Source organism: Streptomyces broussonetiae (assembly GCF_009796285.1).
In the GTDB taxonomy this organism is placed as follows: domain Bacteria; phylum Actinomycetota; class Actinomycetes; order Streptomycetales; family Streptomycetaceae; genus Streptomyces; species Streptomyces broussonetiae.
Genome location: NZ_CP047020.1, coordinates 995297 through 1014069, shown reverse-complemented (window position 1 = coordinate 1014069; position 18773 = coordinate 995297). Strand labels below are relative to the sequence as shown.

Genomic DNA, 18773 nt, shown 5'->3' with positions numbered 1-18773 from the left:
GCCCGTACGGCTTGCGTTCTGCGCACCCCGCCGGGACCGGCTCGTCAGCCGGGTCCGCAGGGACGACGTACGGGGCGGTGAGGTGGGCGAAGTGCTGGGCTCCGTGGCACCGGAAGGGGCAGACTCGTCGGCAGGAGCAGACTCGTCGGCAGGGGCAGGGGCAGGGGCAGGGGCAGGCGAGGGCGCCGGCGGCGTCGTCCGCTCCGGCTCGGGAACCGGTGCCGGGTCGGCCGGGGCCGGCGCGGACGAGCCCCGCGCCTCTTCCTCCGACCAGCCCAGGTACGAACCGCAGTTGCTGCAGAAGTCGTCAGTGGGGTCGTTGGACGCCCCGCACACGGGACAGGCGCGCATGGCGTCACCTCCCTTCGTCGGCGGGCGGGCCGGACAGAAGCTCCACCCGGCACGGGACATGCACCGGACACAGGGACCGGACGACCTCACGGACCCGGCCCTCGTCCACTTCCGGGTCGCGGCCCGGCCACACCCGGACCAGCACCTCTCCGGACGGCTCGGGCAGCGCTTCGGCGCCCGCGGTACTCGACCACACCGCCCCGCCGTCGCCGCTGACCTCGGCGTTCACCCCGAGGGTGAGCCGCAGTCGCTCCACCAGGCCACGCCGGGTGCCGCGCCAGCGGTGCAGCTCCACCGCGCGCACCACCGCCTCGCGGCGCAGCTGCGCGGACCACTCGGGATCGTCGGCCGTGCCCACCCACGATGCCAGCCAGGCCACGAAGTCGAGCGGCGCGACCCGGGGGTCGAGATAGGCGGACAGGCTGTCGAGGGTCGCGAACACCGGGGCGAGGACCGTGTCCAGACCGGCGGTGAAACGCTGGGCGAAGGCGTCGTCGGCGTAGAGCGCGGGCAGCAGCCCGCCGATCGGATGCCGGCTCGGCAGGCCGGGTACGGCGGCACGGCTCACGCCCGGCCCTCCCTCTCCTGTGGCTGTACGACGACCTGGTGCTGGTACGAGAACACCAGCGCACCCGGGGACACGTCGATCCGGTCCGCCGGAGCGCCCCGCCGGCCGGTGATCGGGTCGGCGGCGAACAGCCGGATCTCCTCCACCAGCGCGTTGCCGGTGGCGCCCTGCAGCAGACCGAACACCTCCCCGTACTGCACCGGCCGCCCGAACGGCCACCCGGTGGCGTCCGGTCCGCCGTGCAGCGGGTTGAGGTACCGGAACAGCGCGGCGAGCGCCGCATCCCGGATCCGGTCGGTGTCCTCGGGGGCCGCCGCGAGGCGGGCGACGACCGTGATGCCCTGGTACGCCGGCGGCTCCACCACCAGCCGGGTCCCGATCAGCCGCCGTTCGTCCAGGCTCTGGGTGATCGCCGAGAGCACCTGGTCCGACGGGATCAGCTGCTCGAAGCGGAGCCGGTCGCCCTCGTCGGCCACCGCGTCCGGCACCACCAGCACCCGCACCGCACCGGCGCCCTCGGCCGCGGGCAGACAGCGCACCCGGCGCACCGAGGGAGCCGCCTGCCGGGCGATGATCTCGTAGTCCTCGGCCGTCACCGCCCGCTCCTGCATCCGCAGCGCCTCCGGAGCCCGCAGCTTGGCGTTGGCCAGGCTCTCCCCGTCCACACCGCCACGCGCCGCCTCCCGGTTGGTCACCCGCGCGATGTACGGCACGGAGCTGCGCAGCACCGAGATCGCGCCCCGGGCCACATTGCCGGCCGGGCCGCCGCCGGTGCGATAGCGGGACACCCGGATCTGGGCGCCCTTCTCCGGTACCGCGCCGCACAGCCGCAACGTCCCGTCCGGTTCGCGCAGCGCGGGCGGGAAGGTGAACTCGCCGGAGGTCGCATCGACCTGGACATGCCGGTCGGCGGGTCCGGAGCGGCCGAAGTGCTCCACGACCTGCCAGCGCTGCCAGCCGTCGGCCGAGGAGACCTCCACCACCGGCGGCCCGCCGTCCAGCAGCACCGGCGGCCGGCCGAGCCGGAACGTCTGGCCCGGTACGCCCTCCGACGCGCCGAGCGGCACGTCCGTGACCGTCTCGGCGTGCTCGACGGTACTGGTGCCGCCGATGGTGAACACCGTCGCCTCCCGCACGGTCGGCGACTCCGAGTAGAACGGCTGGCCCGGCTCCGCCGCGGTCACCCGGCAGCGCAGCCAGCCCGCCCGGGTGCCACCGATCACGGACGCGGTGTGCCCGGCCGGGACGTACACGATCACCTCGCCGGGCCGGTTCAGACCGCCGGTGGTGTCCGAGCCGGTCTCGCACACCTGCCAGCGCCCGCCGTCCCAGGCCTCCCACACCAGCGGCGGCTGGCGCGGGTCCACACCCACGCCCTCCACCCGGCTGTCCAGCCGTACCGCGACGATGCACCGCGGCACGGCCGTGGGCAGCCCGAACAGCAGCGCGTCCCCAGGCTCGGGCGCCGGCTGGAAGCACCGTACGTCGCGTCCCTCGGTCAGCTCGCGGGTCCGGTCGGCCTGGTCGCCGGTCCGGGGCGCGGTCACCAGCCGGGTCAACTCGCTGGGCACGATGCGCAGTTCGTCCGTGGTGGCGAACACCACGGGATCCTCCGCGTCGCCGTCCGCCGTCGTCACCTCGGTACCGGTGGGCAGGGTCACCGTGTCGGGCTGGGGTGCCGACAGCCAGAAGTCGACCTCGGCGCTCGCCGCCGCAGGCGGGAACAGCCTGATCCCCAACAGGTCCAGGAAGGCGGTGTAGTTCTTGTCCGGCACCCGGTTCAGCCGGTACAGCAACTGGTCCACGATGTAGGCGAACGTCTCGATCAGGGTGACGCCCGGATCGGAGACGTTGTGGTCGGTCCACTCCGGTGCGCGCTGCTGCACATACCGTTTCGCCTCGTCGACGAGTTGCTGGAACCGCCGGTCGTCCAGGTTGGGGGAGGGCAGGGCCATCAGTCCGCGACCGCTTCCTCGGCCCCCTCCTCGGAGGGGATCGTGTAGAAGGGAAACACCAGGTTGCGCCGGTCGTTGGTGGAACGCACCGTGTAGCGCACGTCGATGTAGAGGGTTCCGTCGTCCACCGCGTCGAAGGCCACCACCACGTCGTCCACCGTGATCCGCGGCTCCCACCGCTCCAGCGCCTCGCGTACCTGCTGGGCGATCCGCCCCGCGGTGGCGCCGTCGCCGGGCGCGAAGACGTACTCGTGGATGCCGCAGCCGAACTCCGGGCGCATCGGCCGCTCTCCGGGCGCGGTGCCCAGCACCAGCCGGATCGCCTCCTCGATCTCCCGTTCCCGCTCGACCATGGCGATCCCGCCGGTCGGCCCGACCCGCAGCGGGAACGCCCAGCCCCGCCCGATGAACCGCTCGCTCATCACAGACCCCCGATCTGCACGTTCAGGGCGCCGATCTGGATCGTGGCGCCGCACGTGGTGGTGTCGCCCGCCCGCGCGGCCGGCAACCCGCCGATGAGCACCTCGCCCGAGATCAGCCCGGTGGGGTTGGGCATGATCACGTTGCCCGGGCCCAGGGCGGCGTGCGGGGGCACCACACAGGTGTGCAGGCTGCCCACGACGGCGGCGGGACGGCCGCCGATCAGCACACGCGCCACCGTCATGGCGGCCGCGGGCGGCGGGGTGGCGATCACACCCCCATGACTGGTGGGGTCGCCGGTACGGGCTGCGCCGGGCATGCAACGGGCTCCTCGAAGCGGGATCACGGCCCTCAAGGGCCCTGGACGGCAAAGAATGTGACCGACTGTCGATCGGTTCTCGCAAGACTGTCAATTGATACGCACCAGATCCGCCTTCAGCACCCCCAGCAGACCGCCGTCGAGCGTCAGGTCCGTCTGCCCACCGACGCTCACCGACCGGCCGCCGACCTTGACCGAGTTGGTGCCTTCGATCTCCACGCTGCCGCCCTTCACACTGACCTTGCCGGTCTTGGCGTCGAGCGTGATGCCCTGACCGTCCATCACCACCGAGGTCAGCGCCCGCCGGCCGCCGGCCGCGTACACGGTCAGCTCCAGCCGGTTGTTCCGGTCGTCCAGCAGCACTTCCAGCCGCTCGTCAGCCGTCCGCAGCCGCACTCCGGACGGCCCCGTCGGCGGATCCAGCAGTTCGAGCCGATGCCCCGAACGCGACACCACCGAACGGCGGTTGACCTTGCCACTGGTGCCGTCCACGAGCGGAACGTCGTGCGGCGAGGGCTTGTCCACGCCGTTGTACAGACCGCCGATGACGTACGGGCTGTCCAGCAGGCCCTGTTCGAAGCCGACCAGTACCTCGTCGTTGACCTCGGGGCTCACCACACCCCCGCCGCCCTTGCCGCCCCACTGCACCGTCCGCACCCAGTCGGTGACGTACGTGTCGTCCAGCCAGGGGAACTTGAGCCGGACCCCGCCGCTCTGCGCACCGCCCGGCTCGCGCACGTCCGTCACCACACCGATCGCCAGACCCGGCATGCGCGCGCCGCGTCCGGGCGCGTTCGCGCCGGTCACCAGGCCCGCCAGGGAGCGGTCCGGGCTGGCGCTCACCCACACCGTGGTCCGGTAGCCGCCGTGCGGCTCCAGGGTGTGCTGCACCGAGGTGGCCGTGTACTTTCCGGAGAACGCGGGCCCGACATTGCCGAGCGCGACCGGCACGCCCGCCCGCAGCCGCGGATTTCCCTCGACCAGGGCCTCCACCTCCCCGAAACCGGAGCTGACCTGAGCCGCGAGCGCGTCCGCGACCGCCGTCGTCTCGGCCTGTGTCCGGTACGGCGTGTCCGTCACCGTCAGCTTCGCCGACTTGCCGAACCGGGCGCCGAACTCCGGGGCCAGACCGGGCAGTACGGTGTCGCTGGTGACCGACTGCTGCCGGGCCACCAGCGGGGTCTTGGTGGTGACGTCCCAGCCGCGCACCTCGACCTGGGAGGCCCCGTCCGCGCCCGAGAGCGCGGCCCGCAGCGCCAGCAGGTTGCGCCCGTACTCCAGCACCATCGGGCTCTGTGTGGCCGGCGTCGACGGCGCGGGCGCACCGGAGGCCTTCTCGGGCTTGGTGAACTGCAGCACGCCCTGGTCGTCCACCCGCACCTGCGCACCGCTCTCGCCCGCCAGGTACTGCAGGAAGTCCCAGTCGGACACATTGGCCTGAGACAGCTGCTTGTAGGTGACCGGCGCGGCCTCCACCTTCCCGACCGGCAGCCCAGCCCCGGCTGCCACCTTGCGAACGATGGCCGAGGCCGTCATGTTCCGGAACGCCGCCACCTTCCGGCCGCGCTGCAGCCGGTGCGCGACGGAGTAGGCGCGTACGACGGTGAACGAGCCGGTCGAGTCCCGGTCGATCTCCACCGCCGTGACCTCGCCGTTGAACAGCCGTACGCGCGCCTGCCCGGCAACCGTCACCACGGACACCCGCAGTGGGGTGCCCAGCGTGATGCCGGTCGACTTCAGGAACTCGTGGTCGGGATCGCGGTAGGTCAGCACGGCGGTGTCCGGCAGGCCCACGTTCTCGTCCACCACACAGCCGACCAGCTGCGCCGCCCAGATCTGCGGCAGCTCACCGGGCGCCTCCACGACGGGGTCCGCCGCGAACGACCGGCCGCCACGCGCCTCGGGTGTGGTCACCGCTCCTCCTCACCGCCCGCGTCCCCGAGCGCCGGCACCACCAGTTCGGTACCGGGCACCAGAGCCATCGGGTCGTCGATCCCGTTCGCCTCGGCGATCGCCCGCCAGGCCGTCGCGTCGCCGTACTCCCGCCACGCCAGCAGCGCCAGGCTGTCCCCGGCCACCACGGTGTGCGTACTGCGGGCGGTGCGCGCACCCGAGGTCGGGTTCTGCCCCGGCGGGTCGACGCTCGCCTCCTCGATGGACAGCGAGCAGGTCGCCCGCAGCGGTTTGCCGTCCACGTCGAACAGCGTGTACGTCACCGACAGGCTGGAGAGCACCCCGTCGAACGACGTCGTGCGGGCCGTACCCCACTCGAAGCGGACCCACGCACTGGCAGGCTTCTTCCGTGCGAGGCTCGCCGGGGTCGGAACGCACCCCTTCATCAGCTTCTCCACCGCCTGCTCGACCGAGTTGTCGTGGGTCGAGGTCGCGTCGAGGAAGACCTCCAGGCTCAGCTCCCGCGGCCCACTGCCCACGAACTCCGGCAGCGCCGACTCGCCGGCCATACGCGACGGAGTGCGCCGCCACTCGGTGGTCTTGCGCAGCTGCAGGGAGTTGGGGTTGAACTGCAGGTTCAGCTGGGCGATCGTCCCGCCGGGCTTGGCGCCCACCGCCGTCGGGGGTTCCTTCAGGGTCAGCTGGGCCCTGGCCACGCTGGTGCGGACGGCAGCCATCAGGAAGGCCTCAGTCCCTCGTGGGCGATCTCCAGCGTCTCCACGGCCGCCTGTGAGGAGGACGGGTCGAACGACGGCCCCTCCCAGCGCACCGGCACGATGCCGAGCACCTGCCAGCTGATGATCCGGGACAGATCCGGCTTGAGTGCCACGATCTCGCCGTCCTTGGGCTCCACGCGCCGAAGCGTCTCGTCGAGCCAGCGCGCGATCTTCGTGGTGTCGGCGGTGACCGGCCGGGTGAGCGTGATGTTCGACCAGGTGACCCGGCCCGGCAACTGCCAGGTGAAGCCGTTGTTTCCGCCCTCGGCGTAGCTCTCCATCTCCACCTGCGCCCCCATGCCGGAGCAGGTGTGGAACGCCCCCAGGTCGTTGCCGCCGATCGCGAGCCGGAAGAACACGCTCGTCGCGAAGATGTTGTCCGTCATCCGTTGTCCATCCGTTCCCAGTCCTCACCGGCGTCCGTCGTAGGGGCGGCCCGTGCGTTCCCGGCCGCGCCGCAGATCTGCCCTCAGCAGCCGGGCCATCGGCTCCAGCAGGCGCCGCGCCAGCTCGTCCAGATCGATCCCGGAGTCCTGCGGCACGCCCGCCGACCCGGCGGTGTCCCGGCCCGGCGGCCTGCCGGCCACCGCGGGCGCCGAGGGCGTGCGCTGCACCGTCCGGGAAGGCACGGCGGTCACCGGCACACCGGGCGGTACGGCACGGGCGCCGGCGCCGGTCGCCTGCCGCTGGACCGATGCCGCGCGGGAGGAAGCGCTGTGCGGCCCGTGTGCCGTCGTACGGGTGGCGCGGACCACGGGCACGGGCGGGGCGGCGTGCTGGGCCGGGCTCACCGGGCGGTCCTGCAGGGGAGACGCCTGTGGATCGGTCACCGGCAGTGCCTGCGGGTGTACGGGGGCGGCCCGCTGGACAGGAGGATTCGGCCGTACGACGGGGACGGCGCGCCGGGGCTGCACGGAACTCGTGCTGCGCGCGGGCGGGTTGCCCGACGCCGGAGGCGCCGGGGCGGAGACGTTTCGCTGTACGTGCGGCGCGGCCGGTACCGGTCCCCGGCCCGGGCTCGGTTCGCGGCGCCAGGACGCGGAGACCACCGGACGCTCCCCGGTACGGGCAGCGGCAGGAGGTGTGAAACCCTCCGGGACGCGGGTGCTGACCGTGAGCGGGCGGGCGGGGAGCAGGGAGAGGCTGCGGTGCGTCGGGCGGCGCTGAGCCGTGAGGGGATGTGTGTCGATGACACCGGGCGGCCGGTTGCCGCTGGTGTCCGGACTTCGCCCGGGGGCGGGGGCTGGGACGGTGACGGCCCTGGCGACGACGACCGGAGGCGCGCCACCGGGTGCTGAGCGGGCCGGTGCCGCCGACCTGTTCCCGGAGGCCGAAGTGGCCGTCGTACCTGTGGAGGCCGGTACCGTCGGCCCGTCCGTGGTGGTCGCGCGGGTCCGCGGCGCGAGCAACCGCTGCACCGCATCGGGTTCGGGTGCGGCGGAGGGCACGGACTGCGGGGCGCCCGGAGTGACCAGGGGCGTGGCGGGATCCGGGGCGGCGCCCGGAGTTGCCAGGGCAGTGGCGGGTGCCGGTGCGGAGTCCGGCACCGAGGGTGAAACACTCTGATCCGTACGGGAGTCGGGGGTGGAACCACGCCGTGCGACGTCCGTCCCGCCCAGCAGGGGAGCGGTGCCCTCGGGCCGGGGAGGACCGGAAGGGCGCTCCGGCGCGCCCCCGGCGGGGCGGTCCGGGTGCAGCGGGGTGCGCTGGACGTGCGGGGTCGCCGGAGTGCTCGGTCCGGCCGGTGCGACCGGACGGCCGCCGGGGCCGGCCGGGCGTGGCATGTCCGCGGTCTGCGGCATCGCGGGCAGCGGTGCCCCCAGCCCGCCACGGGCTCGGGCACCGGACGGGCGGGGCCCGGTGGCCGGACGCGCAGGATCGGGCTTGGCCACGGGCTCGGCCGTCGGTGTCCCGCCACTCCGGGGCGTTGCGGGGGCGCCGCGCCGTGCCTCCGGTGTCGAGGCTGCGGTGTCCGTTTGACGTTGCACGATCGGCAGCGTCGGTCCGGTTGCCGGGCCCGTCGTCCCCGGCGTCCCGGCGGGCGACGGACGCTCCAGGGGCTGCGGTGTGGAGGCAGCAGTGTCTGTTTGGCGCTGCAGGATCGGCAGTGTCGGTGCGGTCGCCGGGCTTGTCGTGTCGGGCGTTCCTGCGGGCGACGGACGTACCTGCGGCTGCGGCGTGGAGGCAGTGGTGGCGGTGTCCGTTCGGCGCTGCAGGATCGGCAGCTCCGGTGCGGTCGCCGGGCCTGTCGTCTCCGGCGTTCCGGCGGGCAAGGGACGGGCGGTGGCCGGGAGTTCGGCCAGGGGCTCGCCGAGCGGCGGGCGTGAGCCGGGTCGTGCCGGGGAGGCGGCGCGCTGCACGGCGGGCGTGGGCGCGGCGTCCTGGTCCACCGCGGGAGCAGCGGCCGGCCCGGCGGGGCGGACCGCGGGCCGCAGCGCGGTGATCCGCCGTACCGGCGCGGTCGTCCACCGGGCGACGGTCAGCGAGGGGCCGAGAGCATGCGGACGCACCGGGGTACGCCGGGCCGCCCTGGGCTCCGGTTCACCGGCGGGAGCGGCCTGTTGGGCAGCCTCGGTGGAGGCGACCTGCCCTGTACGTGCCCCGCGTGCGCTTTCCGGCGCCGTACGACGACCGGACGAAGGCCGAGGCGCGGACACGGGTGAGTCGACGGAGGAGTTGGGGACCACGGCGATACGTCGTACCACCGGAATCTCCGGTCCCGGTGCCGGATGCCCCGGTTCGGTCGGACGTAGCGCACCGGTGGATTCAAAGCCCCCCGCGGAGCGTTGAACAGGCTGCTGTGGCACGGCAGTCGGTACGAGGGGGTCCGCGGCCACGATCGCCCGGCCGGGCGCAGCCCTGTCCGCCCGGCGCTGGACGGACGGGGCGGAAGGCGCAGGGCTGCTCCGCCGTGGCGGGGCGTCGGCCGGGACCGTACGCCCGGACGGGCCGGAGGCCGGTGAAGTCCTCGTGACAGCAGCGCCGTCGGCCTGGGAGCCTCCCGTGGAGCCGGAGGCAGGACCGGAGTTCACGTCCCGCGATGCCTGTGACCTGTCGGTGGGGTCACCGCCGTCCCGGCGCGCGGAGCGTGAGTCCTTGCGCCTGCCGGCGTCACGGGGAGTCGCCGCACGGGTCCTGCGGGACACCTGCGGAGTACGGGGCGCGCCGGGCTGCCCGGAGTCGCTCGCGGGGGCGGCCTCGGCCGGCTCCTCGGCGTCCGTGCGCGGGACGCGCAACAGCAGCGGTCCACCGTCGGCGCGCGAGTTGCCCGGCGCGGCGGGGCCGGTGACGCCGTGGATCAGGCCGACCGGGGCGGAGGGCAGCTGCGCGTGCCCGAGGCCGGCGTCGAAGGACGGGTTCTGCCAGGATGCGAGGCCCGAGCGGAAGGCGAGGCCGTCGCTGACGCCGAGCGGGGCGCGGGCCACGGTCAGTGTCGGCGCGGTGGTACGGCGCCATCCGCCGTCCCAGTCATCCGGCACGGACGGGCCGCCGGCGCCGGAGACGGACGTGTCCCCGGCGCCCGGCACGGACGACGGACCGGCAGGACCCGAAGCCGGCGCAGCCGCGGCAGTCCGCGCTGCGGGCCGGCGGCGGAGTCTGTCCCGCCATGCCATGTGCTCAACCACCTTCGTTCACGCGGGTGTTGATACGGGCGATCTCGGTCACCCACTGCCGGCGCTCGGCGTGGGTGAGGTCGAGGATCTCCTCGCGCTGCCAGTGGAAGTGGTAGGCGATGTACGCGATCTCCTCCCGCAGCCGGGGGAGTGCGTACGTCACGATTCCCCCAGGCGCCCACCCGAGAGGTCGACCTCGAAGGCGCCCTCGCAGTGCGGGCAGGTCACCGCCGCGCGGGTGTGGCCCTCGCTGTTGACGCGGCGGTAGAAGTCCTGGAGGAACGCGACGTCGGTGGCGTACATCCGCTCCACGATCCCCGCGTGCACATCGGTGATGGTGCCGAGCCGGGTGATCACCTGGCTCAGCAGCACCACGCTCAGATAGGCCGGGTTCTCCTTGACCCGCAGATCGATCTGCGGGCGCAGTTCGTCGCGGGCGGTGGCCAGGCGCATCGCGCCGTGCCGGTGGAGCGTGCCCGCCTCGTCCACGTACCCGCGCGGCAGCTCGAACTCGAACTCCGTGCGCAGCCCGTGGTCCTGGGGCGGAGCGGGGCGGGCGGCCGGAGCCTGGGGCTGGGGCTGCTCGTCCGCCTGAGCGGCCGGCGCCGTCGCCTCCAGGAACTCCTCCAGGTTGCCCGCCGTGACGGTACGACGCCTCATTCGACGACGATCTCCTCGAACACGATCGTGACGGTCTCGGTGGCCGCGGAGGACTCGCCGGCCTTGAGGGACGGCCCCTCCCACTTGGAGGCCCAGCCGTTCATCAGCTGGATACGGCGGACCGTCTCGCCCTTGGTGTCCTTGATCTCGATCGTCAGGTTCTGCCGGGCGGTGTCGACGGCACCGTTGTTGAGCGTCTCCTTGATCCACTTGGTGAACTCACTGCTCTTGTCGAGTCCCCGCGTGATCGTGATCTCGCCGGCCTGCCGCGCCCCGGGCTGCTTCCGGATGATCTGCTTGCCCGTCGACGTGACCTGCTTGACCTCGACGACCTCCTCCTCGACGGAGAACCCGCTGATCTCCTGGATCGACTCGACCATGTAGCCGCCGAGCTGCACGCCGAAGACGTGTGTGGAAAGAGCATCGCCCTCTGCCATGACTGTCTGTCACCCTTCCTTGCCTGACCCGCGGGTCACTCGTCGATGAGGCTGGTGCTGTCGGAGAACTGGGCCAGCCGGAACACCACGAACTCGGCGGGCTTGACCGGGGAGACACCGATCTCGCAGACGACCCGACCCTGGTCGATCGAGGTCTGCGGATTGTTGTCGCGGTCACACTTGACGTAGAACGCCTCGTCGGCCGTGCGGCCGAAGAGCGCGCCCCGGCGCCATTCCTCGGTGAGGAACGCGGTGACGTTGCGCCGGATGCTGGACCACAGCCGGTCGTCGTTCGGCTCGAAGACCACCCACTGGGTGCCCAACAGGATGGACTCTTCGAGGTAGTTGAACAGACGGCGTACGTTCAGGTAACGCCAGGCCGGGTCGGAGGACAGGGTGCGGGCACCCCAGATCCGGATGCCACGGCCGGGGAAGGCACGGATGCAGTTCACGCCGATCGGGTTGAGCAGGTCCTGCTCGCCCTTGCTGAGCCGTGTCTCCAGGTCCACCGCGCCGCGGATCACCTCGTTGGCGGGCGCCTTGTGCACGCCGCGCTCGGCGTCGCTGCGCGCCCACACACCGGCGACGTGACCGCTCGGCGGGACGGTGGTGTTGCGGCCGGCCGCCGGGTCGAAGGCCCGCACCCAGGGGTAGTAGAGGGTGGCGTACCGGGAGTCGTAGCCCGCCTCCTCGTTGCGCCAGTGTCGCACCTGCTGGGCGGTGAGCCCGGGAGGTGCGTCCAGGACGGCGACCCGGTCGCCCATCTGCTCGCAGTGCGAGATGACCGCGAGCTGCACGGTGCGCACGCCCTCGGCGTCGATGTCACCGCGCTGGTAGGCGCTCATCAGGTCCGGGACGGCGACCATGGTGATCTCGTCGATGGTCTCCAGGCCGGCGAACCCGGTGCGCGCGCCGGCGTCGCCGACGTACTCTGCCGGGTCGAGCCGGGACACCGCGCCGGAGCCGGGTGCCGCGGGTGAGGCCGGCGCGTCGGGCACGGCCACCGTCTGACTGGCCGGCCGGGTCTGCGTGGCGTCGCGCTGCTCGGTGACCTCGATCAGCTTCGAGGCCCGCAACTGCGTGACCACATAGCCCTTGACGTTCTTGCGGGTGGAGACGTCGTAGGTCTCGACCACCTGGTCGCCCTGGCGGACCAGGAGCCGGAAGCGGTCCTCGGGCGGGTTCTCGCCCTCCGCGTCGGCGATTTCCACCGACAGGCCGGAGGCGCCGGGCCTGGCCGTGATCTGGAAGCCGCCGAGCGCGACCGGCTCGACCGCCCGGACGTCCCGGGCTCCCCGGCCACCGGCCGAGGCGCCGTCGGCGGAACCGCCGATGCGCACCACGTAGGCCGCGCCGCCCCCGTTGGAGAAGTAGCCGTAGACGGCGTGCGCGAGGTAGGTGCCCTCGGTGAAGCCGCCGAACAGCTGGGTGTACTGGTCCCAGTTGGTGACCAGGGTCGGTTCGTGGAAGGGGCCGCTCTGGGCGAACCCGACGAATGCGGCGACGGCGGTGCCGACCCCCTCGATCGGGCGGGCACCGGACTGCACCTCCTCCACATACACGCCTGGGGTGAGGTACGTCGGCATGCTCGCTCCTTCACGTTCCATCGGTCACCTGCGTCGATGCCGAGTCTCCGAGGCGGGCGAGGCCCGGCGACAGGGGCGCGGGTACCTTGCCGGGGGCAAGCACGCTGCCTTTCCGGACGCCCTCGCGGACCACAGGGGAAGAAACTCCGGGCCGCGGCGGCCGAGTTCGTTCCACAGCAGGTCGGCGGACTCCTCAGGCCTCGAGGGCGGCCGCCAGATACGGCCCGAACTCGCTCTCCAGCACCAGCCGGCCGAGCTTGCGGTACTCCTGTACCACCGCCGACACCAACTGCCGCATGGTGAGCGGCTCCTGGGAATCCGCCGCGAGATAGGCCGCGGTCACCGCACAGGCCCGGATGGATCCGCCGGCGAGTTCGAAGCGGTCCGCGCAGAAGCCGAGATCCAGATCGGCGGCGCGCGGCAGCCGGTCGCCCAGACACCGCTCCCACAGGGCAAGACGCTGAGCGGCGTCCGGCATGGGGAACTCGGCCACCACGTCGAGTCTGCGGGTGAACGCCTCGTCCAGGTTGGCCCGGAGATTGGTGGTCAGCACGGCGATCCCGTCGAAGGACTCCATGCGCTGCAGCAGATACGCCGACTCGATGTTGGCGTGCCGGTCGTGCGCGTCCTTGACCTCCGAGCGCTTGCCGAAGATCGCGTCCGCCTCGTCGAACAGCAGCACCGCGTTGACCTGGGACGCCTCGGTGAAGATCCGTTCCAGGTTCTTCTCGGTCTCGCCCACGTACTTGTCGACCACCGTGGACAGATCGACCACGTACAGGTCCATCCCTAGATCGGCGGCCACCACCTCGGCCGACATGGTCTTGCCGGTGCCGGACTCGCCCGCGAACAGGGCGATGACCCCGCGCCCACGACCACCGCCCGGCCGCATCCGCCACTGCCCGAGCACCTGCTCGCGGTGGCGGGCGCGCACGGCCAGCTCCCGCAGCCTGCGCCGGGTCGGCGGGGGCAGCACCAGGTCGTCCCAGCCGACGCCCGGCTCGATCCGGCGGGCCAGCCGGGCGAGCCCGGCGCCGTTCTGCGCCCGTACGGCAGCGCGCAGGTCGTCGGGGCCCACCGGGCGCCCGGCGAGGTCCGCCGTACGCACGGCGGCGCTCGCGGCGCGCTGCAACTGCCCGCCGTCGAGGCGGTGCGCGGCGACCGCGCGGGCGAGGTCGTCGGTGTCGCCGCCGATGGAGGCGCCGGCCAGGGTGAGGGCGTGCCGCCAGCGCGCGGCCTGCCGCTGCGGGGAGGGCGGGGCCACGGGCAGGACGATGGGAGTGTCGGCCGCCCAGGCCGGGTCCCAGCCGTCCACGCCGTGGGTGAACAGGGGCGTTCCGTGCAGCGCCGCGCACAACTCGCGTGCACTGCGGGCCCGTTCGGTGGGCGCGGAGGGCAGCGCCTCCAGGGGGCCGAGGACGACACCGGACCCGGTGAGCCGGGCCTCCAGTGCCGCGACCCGGGCGAGGGCGGGCAGGTCGGCGGTGCGCCGGGCCAGTGCCGCCGCGTCCAGGACCAGCGTGCCCAGACCGGCCGTGCGCAGGGCCGCGACGGCGAGACCCGGCGTGTCACCGCCCCGGTCCAGCAGATGCACCAGGCCCGGTCCGGACCGGGCGGCGCGGGCCGCCCGCCGCACCTCGTCCGGCTCGACCGCCGGATCCTCGGCTGCCGTGCCGAGGAGCCCGGCCAGCCGGGCGTCGGGTGCGGTGTCGCCCAGCAGATACGCGGTCACCCGGTCCGGTACCGCAAGCACCCGCGACAGCGGCGGGCGTTCCGGCTCGGCGATCTCCAGCAGCCCACCCGCGACCAGGGGCGCCGCAGGGGTGAGCCGGAACCGGGCGGCCGACGCGGGCGGGAGCCCGCACAGCTCCAGGGCCAGTGAGACCGTGGGCCGACGGCGGGTCAGGTCGTCGTTGAGATAGCCGTAGAGCCGCTCGAAGCGGGCGTCCAGATCCGGGGCCAGCGCGATCAGCAGCAGATCGAGGTCCACCGGCGACAGGCCGAAGCGCGCGACGAGGGTGCCGAGCACCGAGTCGGGCGGCGGGGGCTCAGGGGCGTAGCCGGGTACGTCGAGCCCGCCGGGCCCGTCCAGCAGCCGCTGGGCCGCCTCCGGGGTGAGGTACTGCCCCCGGTACGGGTCGTCGGGATCGGGGTCGACGGCCCGGCGGGCCGCCACCGCGCAGCGCACCCGCTCCTCGACCAGACGCAGTCGCGCCCACAGCGGATCCGTGCCGATGTCCGTGACCGTCTCCTCGAGGTACGTCACGGCTGGCGTCCTCCCCGGCGGCGGCGCGCGGGAGCCGGCCGCCGCTCGCGCGGAGCGGCGAACCCCTCCGGCCCCGGGTCGCTCACCCCCTCGTACCGCAGCCGTCGTCCCGGCGCCGGGTCCCCGTCCTCCTGCTGGTGCGCGGAGCGCACCAGCAGCCCTTCGGTGACCGGCGGCGCCGCGGCCCTGCTCGCCCCGGCGAGCGGCGCGCACACCCGCACGCCGAGGGACGCCTTCAGCTCGCCGCCGAGCGCCGACCAGACGTCGGAGGCAGCGGGCGCGTCCAGGGTGGCTCCGGCGGCGTCCAGGGACACGGTCAGGCCCAGCTCGTGGAGCGAGCCGGTGAGGTACCGCTCCGGCAGCGCGTCGGCGGTCGCCAGCGTGGCCAGCACCTGCGACAGCAGCCGGTGTTCGTCCTGCGGGCGGCTCGCCCACGCCGTGATCAGGTACGTCAGCTCGAACCAGCGCGGCGGGGTACGCCGTGCCACCACATACCCGTCGGCGTCGTACACCTCGCCGGCGCCGCTGCCGCGACGGGACGTGTCCTCACGGATGTCGTACAGGAACACACAGACGGTGGGCGCGGTGCGGCGGGCCGCCCAGTCGCGGGTCGGGGCGTCGAAGACGATCTCGACCCCCGACGCCTCGAGCCCGGACTCGCCGAGCAGCCCGCGCAGCCCCTCATCGACCTCGTGGATCACCGGCGGGTCACCTCGTCGGGCGGCTGCACACTGCCGTTGACCACCAGGAAGTCGGTCTTCACCGGGGAGAACCCGGGGCCGCGCGCGGTGATGGTGCGCGGACCGGTCTGGTCCTTGGAGAGGATCAGCAGCTGGCCGATGAAGGTGCCGTCGGGCCCCGGCACGGTCGGTGCCGCGGCGGCGGTGATGCCCGGCTTCCAGGTGAACCGCACCGGCACGCCCGGCGGGAAGTCCTTGCCGCGCACCGAGGTGACGAAGCCGGGCTTGCCGATGGGCGGCACGGCGACGATCTTGGGCTGGAGGATCCGCAGCGTGGTGTGCGTCCGGTTGTCGTTCGGGTTGGCGTCCGTGCCGGTGGTGGTCAGGACGCCGGTGGCGCGGCCGGTCGTGGCGTGGTCGGGGGAGAGGACCACGCGTACGACCGTGCTCTCGCCCGGTGCCAGGTCCGGGAGCGCACACACCCAGCTGCTGTCGCAGCCCGGGGGCGGCCCGCCGTTGGGGATGGAGCCGGGCAGCCCGATCCGCAGCCGCAGCCCGGTGGCCAGTGCGTTACGGCCGTTGCGCACGGTGTACGTCACCACGACCCGGCCGCCGACATAGCCCGGGTCGGGCTGGGCGGTCACCCGGACCCCGGGACCGGCCTTGGGCGCGGGCGGTGTCGGGGGAGTCGGAGGCGTCGGCGGGGTCGGAGGCGGGCTGGTCGGCGGGGGCGCCTGGTGCACCGGCACCACGGTCCGGGCGGTGTTGTCGCCGGGCTGCGGGTCGATGACGCTGCCGGTGACCGACCAGTCGATGGGCTGGTCACCGATGACGCGGCCGGTCACCGTCACGGTCACCGGCACCGTCGTCCCCGGTGGCACCACCCCGATGTCGCACTGCAGGGAGGCGGCGTCGCAGGTGCCGCCCGGGCGGCGGACGCCGGTGACGGAGACACCGGCCGGTGGCGCGATGGTCAGCCGGGTGCCGGGCGAGGCGGCCGGGCCGTTGTTGACGACGTCGACGCGGATGTCCGTGGAGTGATCGACGGTGACCGCGGGCACGGTGCTCGGCGCACGCACCGCCAGGTTCACCGACTGCTGGACGCCGGGCTCCTTCTGACGTCCCGGCAGCTCCAGGGTGAGCGGGGTCTGCGCTCCGGTCGTCACGTTCAACAGATGGAGTTTTTCCGGGCAGTTGACGGGCGCGTCGGTGCGGGAGCTGTAGACGATGCCGTTGCCGTCCGCCGTCCAGGCCGCGTCACGCGGCTGGTGCGGGCCGGTGACCGAGGTGTCGGGCAGCTCCTGGTGACAGGCGTCGTTCGTGGACCGGGCCGACTCGGGCAGCAGCGCCCGGCAGTTGTCGCCGGACAGTGAGGTGAGCAGCAGACCGTTGTTCTCGTTGACCCGGCCGCCGCCGTCCTTGCGGTTGAAGGCGATGAGCGTGCCGTCCGGGGAGAACGCGGGGCTGTCGTCGATGACCGAGCAGTTGCCGGGGCAGATCTGCGCGCTCAGGTCGCGCTGCTGGTCGAGGGCGTTGATCGGCACGGTCCAGATGTGCTTGTTGCCACCGCCCCCGTCGATGATCATGTTCCGGGTGAACGCGAGCCGGGTGCCGTCGGAGGACCAGGTGGGCTGGGCGTCGCCGCCCGTCTGCTGTCCGGCCGGCGGCACGATCTCGTGCACGATCGCCCCGGTCGTCGCGTCGGCGATGAGGATCCGGCCCGGACCCGAGGCCGAGCCGACACCGCCCGGCGACGTCCGCGTGAACGCGATGTACTTGCCGTCCGGCGAGAACGTCGGGTCGGTGTCCCAGTCCTTGGGCCCGCGTCCGGCGAGTGGCATCGGCTGCGGGTTGGAGCCGTCGGCGTCCACCGTCCAGATCCGCTCGATCCGGTTGTTCGCATCTCCCTCGAAGACGGTCACCACGATGCGGCGGCCGTCCGGTGTGTAGCTCTGCCGCTCGGTCCACGGGTCGTATCCGGCCGCCGGGTTGAACAGCGGATCCTTGGTCGGATCGGTGTTGGTGTCGGCCGCCGGGTCCTCGTTCAGGATGGTCAGACCGAGGTCGCGCGGGTCGGCGCCGTCCATCCGGACGTCCTGCAGGGTCACCACATGCTCGCCGTGCGGCCCCGCGTTCGTGGTGCCGCCCTTCGCCGAGGTGCGGTCCACCACGATGTAGCCGCCGTTCTGCGGGCCCACCCAGGTCGGCATGCCGACCGCGCGGTCCTCGCTGAGCATCAGCTTCGGGGCGGCCGTGGAGTTGTCCGCCTGGTACACGTGGTCCCAGTCGCCCTCACAGCCGCAGGTGCGGTCGGGGCTGAGGAACAGCACCCCGTTCCCATCGGGCAACCAGGCTGCCCCATGGGTCCGCCAGTCGGTGGGTGTGCCGGTCAGGAGCAGTTGGTCCCCGGCCGCGCCGCCGGTCACCCGCAGCCGCGGGCCCGCCGAGTTGTCGGAGGAGGTGGGGGTGGCGGTGTACGCGATGAGGTCCCGGTGCGCCGGATCGTTCACCGGGTTCCACACGGGCTCCGTCGCCCTGCTGCCGAGGGTGCCGGTCACCCGGGTCGCGGTGCCGCCGGGCAGCGGGCGTACGAAGATCTGGTCCCCGAAGACCGGGTCGCTGTCGGAGGAGTACGCCAGGCGCTGCCCGTCCGGCGACACCGTCGGGCTCTCCTCGTTCGCCGGCGTGTCGGTCAGCCGGGTCAGCCCGCTGCCGTCGGTGTGCACCAGCCACAGGTCGCGCTGTTTCTTGCCGTTCGGGCCGCCGGGCTCCGCCGAGTCGAACACCACTGCCGTGCCGTCGGGGGTCAGCCGCGGGTGCGCCGCGTCCCGTCCGCTGGTCAGCTTGCGCACGGAGCCGTCGGCTGCACGCAGGTAGATCTGCGGGTTCTTCTCGTCGCGGCGGCTCGCGAACACCATCGTGTCGCCCATCGCCGACGGCTGGACGTCGAAGTGCGCCGGGCCCGTGCCGAACAGCGGATCGCTCTGGGTCTGCTTGACCACCTTGCCGAGACTGCGGTGCCCGGTGCCGGCGTAGGCGATGCGGGTGGCGGAGGCGGTGGGTGTCTGGGGGCGGGCCTCGGCACTGTCCGGTCCCGAGGCCGCCGTCACGACGAGCAGCGGGACCAGCAGGAGCAACGACGCGCCGAATCTCCCCAGCCGGCGCTCTCCGCCGGGGCCAGCGGTGCCGTTCACGGTCCACCTCGCAGTCTTGGAACACCAGGGTTGCCCCGCCACTGTGCGCCCGCG

At 73.3% G+C, this 18773-nt stretch carries 15 protein-coding genes; all 15 read right to left on the bottom strand.

Annotated features, from left to right (window positions below; translation table 11 throughout):
- Positions 1-355: 355 nt before the first annotated feature.
- Positions 356-919: a phage tail protein gene (locus GQF42_RS04915; protein ID WP_158917980.1), complete on the bottom strand. Its 564-nt coding sequence runs from the start codon at positions 917-919 to the stop codon at positions 356-358.
- Positions 916-2874 carry a putative baseplate assembly protein gene (locus GQF42_RS04910; RefSeq protein WP_158917978.1) on the bottom strand — a complete coding sequence of 653 codons (1959 nt, stop codon included), beginning with the start codon at positions 2872-2874 and terminating at the stop codon, positions 916-918. Before GQF42_RS04910 ends, GQF42_RS04915 begins: the two co-directional genes overlap by 4 nt.
- Positions 2874-3296 (bottom strand): GPW/gp25 family protein, encoded by a 423-nt coding sequence (locus tag GQF42_RS04905; protein WP_158917976.1) that lies wholly within the window; start codon positions 3294-3296, stop codon positions 2874-2876. Before GQF42_RS04905 ends, GQF42_RS04910 begins: the two co-directional genes overlap by 1 nt.
- The gene (locus GQF42_RS04900; protein ID WP_158917974.1) at positions 3296-3613 is read right to left on the bottom strand and encodes a PAAR domain-containing protein; all 318 of its coding nucleotides are present in this window, start codon (positions 3611-3613) and stop codon (positions 3296-3298) included. Before GQF42_RS04900 ends, GQF42_RS04905 begins: the two co-directional genes overlap by 1 nt.
- 90 nt (positions 3614-3703) lie before the next feature.
- Positions 3704-5527, bottom strand: coding sequence for a VgrG-related protein (locus GQF42_RS04895; protein WP_158917972.1), 1824 nt, complete (start codon positions 5525-5527; stop codon positions 3704-3706).
- Positions 5524-6243, bottom strand: a complete 720-nt coding sequence (locus GQF42_RS04890) for a CIS tube protein (protein ID WP_375999251.1) — start codon at positions 6241-6243, stop codon at positions 5524-5526. The genes GQF42_RS04895 and GQF42_RS04890 overlap by 4 nt, the downstream gene beginning before the upstream one ends.
- Positions 6243-6668 (bottom strand): phage tail protein, encoded by a 426-nt coding sequence (locus GQF42_RS04885; RefSeq protein WP_158917970.1) that lies wholly within the window; start codon positions 6666-6668, stop codon positions 6243-6245. Before GQF42_RS04885 ends, GQF42_RS04890 begins: the two co-directional genes overlap by 1 nt.
- Before the next feature lie 24 nt (positions 6669-6692).
- Positions 6693-9761, bottom strand: coding sequence for a hypothetical protein (locus GQF42_RS04880; protein ID WP_158917968.1), 3069 nt, complete (start codon positions 9759-9761; stop codon positions 6693-6695).
- A gap of 139 nt (positions 9762-9900) precedes the next feature.
- The gene (locus GQF42_RS44785; protein WP_177235491.1) at positions 9901-10059 is read right to left on the bottom strand and encodes a DUF6760 family protein; all 159 of its coding nucleotides are present in this window, start codon (positions 10057-10059) and stop codon (positions 9901-9903) included.
- Positions 10056-10556: a hypothetical protein gene (locus GQF42_RS04875; RefSeq protein WP_158917966.1), complete on the bottom strand. Its 501-nt coding sequence runs from the start codon at positions 10554-10556 to the stop codon at positions 10056-10058. Before GQF42_RS04875 ends, GQF42_RS44785 begins: the two co-directional genes overlap by 4 nt.
- Positions 10553-10993: a phage tail protein gene (locus GQF42_RS04870; RefSeq protein WP_067132325.1), complete on the bottom strand. Its 441-nt coding sequence runs from the start codon at positions 10991-10993 to the stop codon at positions 10553-10555. The genes GQF42_RS04875 and GQF42_RS04870 overlap by 4 nt, the downstream gene beginning before the upstream one ends.
- A 35-nt stretch (positions 10994-11028) precedes the next feature.
- Positions 11029-12579 carry a phage tail sheath family protein gene (locus GQF42_RS04865; protein ID WP_158917964.1) on the bottom strand — a complete coding sequence of 517 codons (1551 nt, stop codon included), beginning with the start codon at positions 12577-12579 and terminating at the stop codon, positions 11029-11031.
- A 193-nt stretch (positions 12580-12772) separates the two neighbouring features.
- Positions 12773-14845, bottom strand: coding sequence for an AAA family ATPase (locus tag GQF42_RS04860; protein ID WP_158917962.1), 2073 nt, complete (start codon positions 14843-14845; stop codon positions 12773-12775).
- Positions 14842-15546, bottom strand: a complete 705-nt coding sequence (locus GQF42_RS04855; RefSeq protein ID WP_158917960.1) for a DUF4255 domain-containing protein — start codon at positions 15544-15546, stop codon at positions 14842-14844. The genes GQF42_RS04860 and GQF42_RS04855 overlap by 4 nt, the downstream gene beginning before the upstream one ends.
- Positions 15543-18719, bottom strand: a complete 3177-nt coding sequence (locus tag GQF42_RS04850; protein WP_233273238.1) for a TolB family protein — start codon at positions 18717-18719, stop codon at positions 15543-15545. The genes GQF42_RS04855 and GQF42_RS04850 overlap by 4 nt, the downstream gene beginning before the upstream one ends.
- Between the last annotated feature and the right edge of the window lie 54 nt (positions 18720-18773).

Bases quoted from the DNA above. Each gene is read 5' to 3' on its own strand.
- GQF42_RS04910 (WP_158917978.1), bottom strand. From the start codon at position 2,874: ATGGCCCTGCCCTCCCCCAACCTGGACGACCGGCGGTTCCAGCAACTC.
- GQF42_RS04905 (WP_158917976.1), bottom strand. From the start codon at position 3,296: ATGAGCGAGCGGTTCATCGGGCGGGGCTGGGCGTTCCCGCTGCGGGTC.
- GQF42_RS04900 (WP_158917974.1), bottom strand. From the start codon at position 3,613: ATGCCCGGCGCAGCCCGTACCGGCGACCCCACCAGTCATGGGGGTGTG.
- GQF42_RS04890 (WP_375999251.1), bottom strand. From the start codon at position 6,243: ATGGCTGCCGTCCGCACCAGCGTGGCCAGGGCCCAGCTGACCCTGAAG.
- GQF42_RS04885 (WP_158917970.1), bottom strand. From the start codon at position 6,668: ATGACGGACAACATCTTCGCGACGAGCGTGTTCTTCCGGCTCGCGATC.
- GQF42_RS04875 (WP_158917966.1), bottom strand. From the start codon at position 10,556: ATGAGGCGTCGTACCGTCACGGCGGGCAACCTGGAGGAGTTCCTGGAG.
- GQF42_RS04870 (WP_067132325.1), bottom strand. From the start codon at position 10,993: ATGGCAGAGGGCGATGCTCTTTCCACACACGTCTTCGGCGTGCAGCTC.
- GQF42_RS04865 (WP_158917964.1), bottom strand. From the start codon at position 12,579: ATGCCGACGTACCTCACCCCAGGCGTGTATGTGGAGGAGGTGCAGTCC.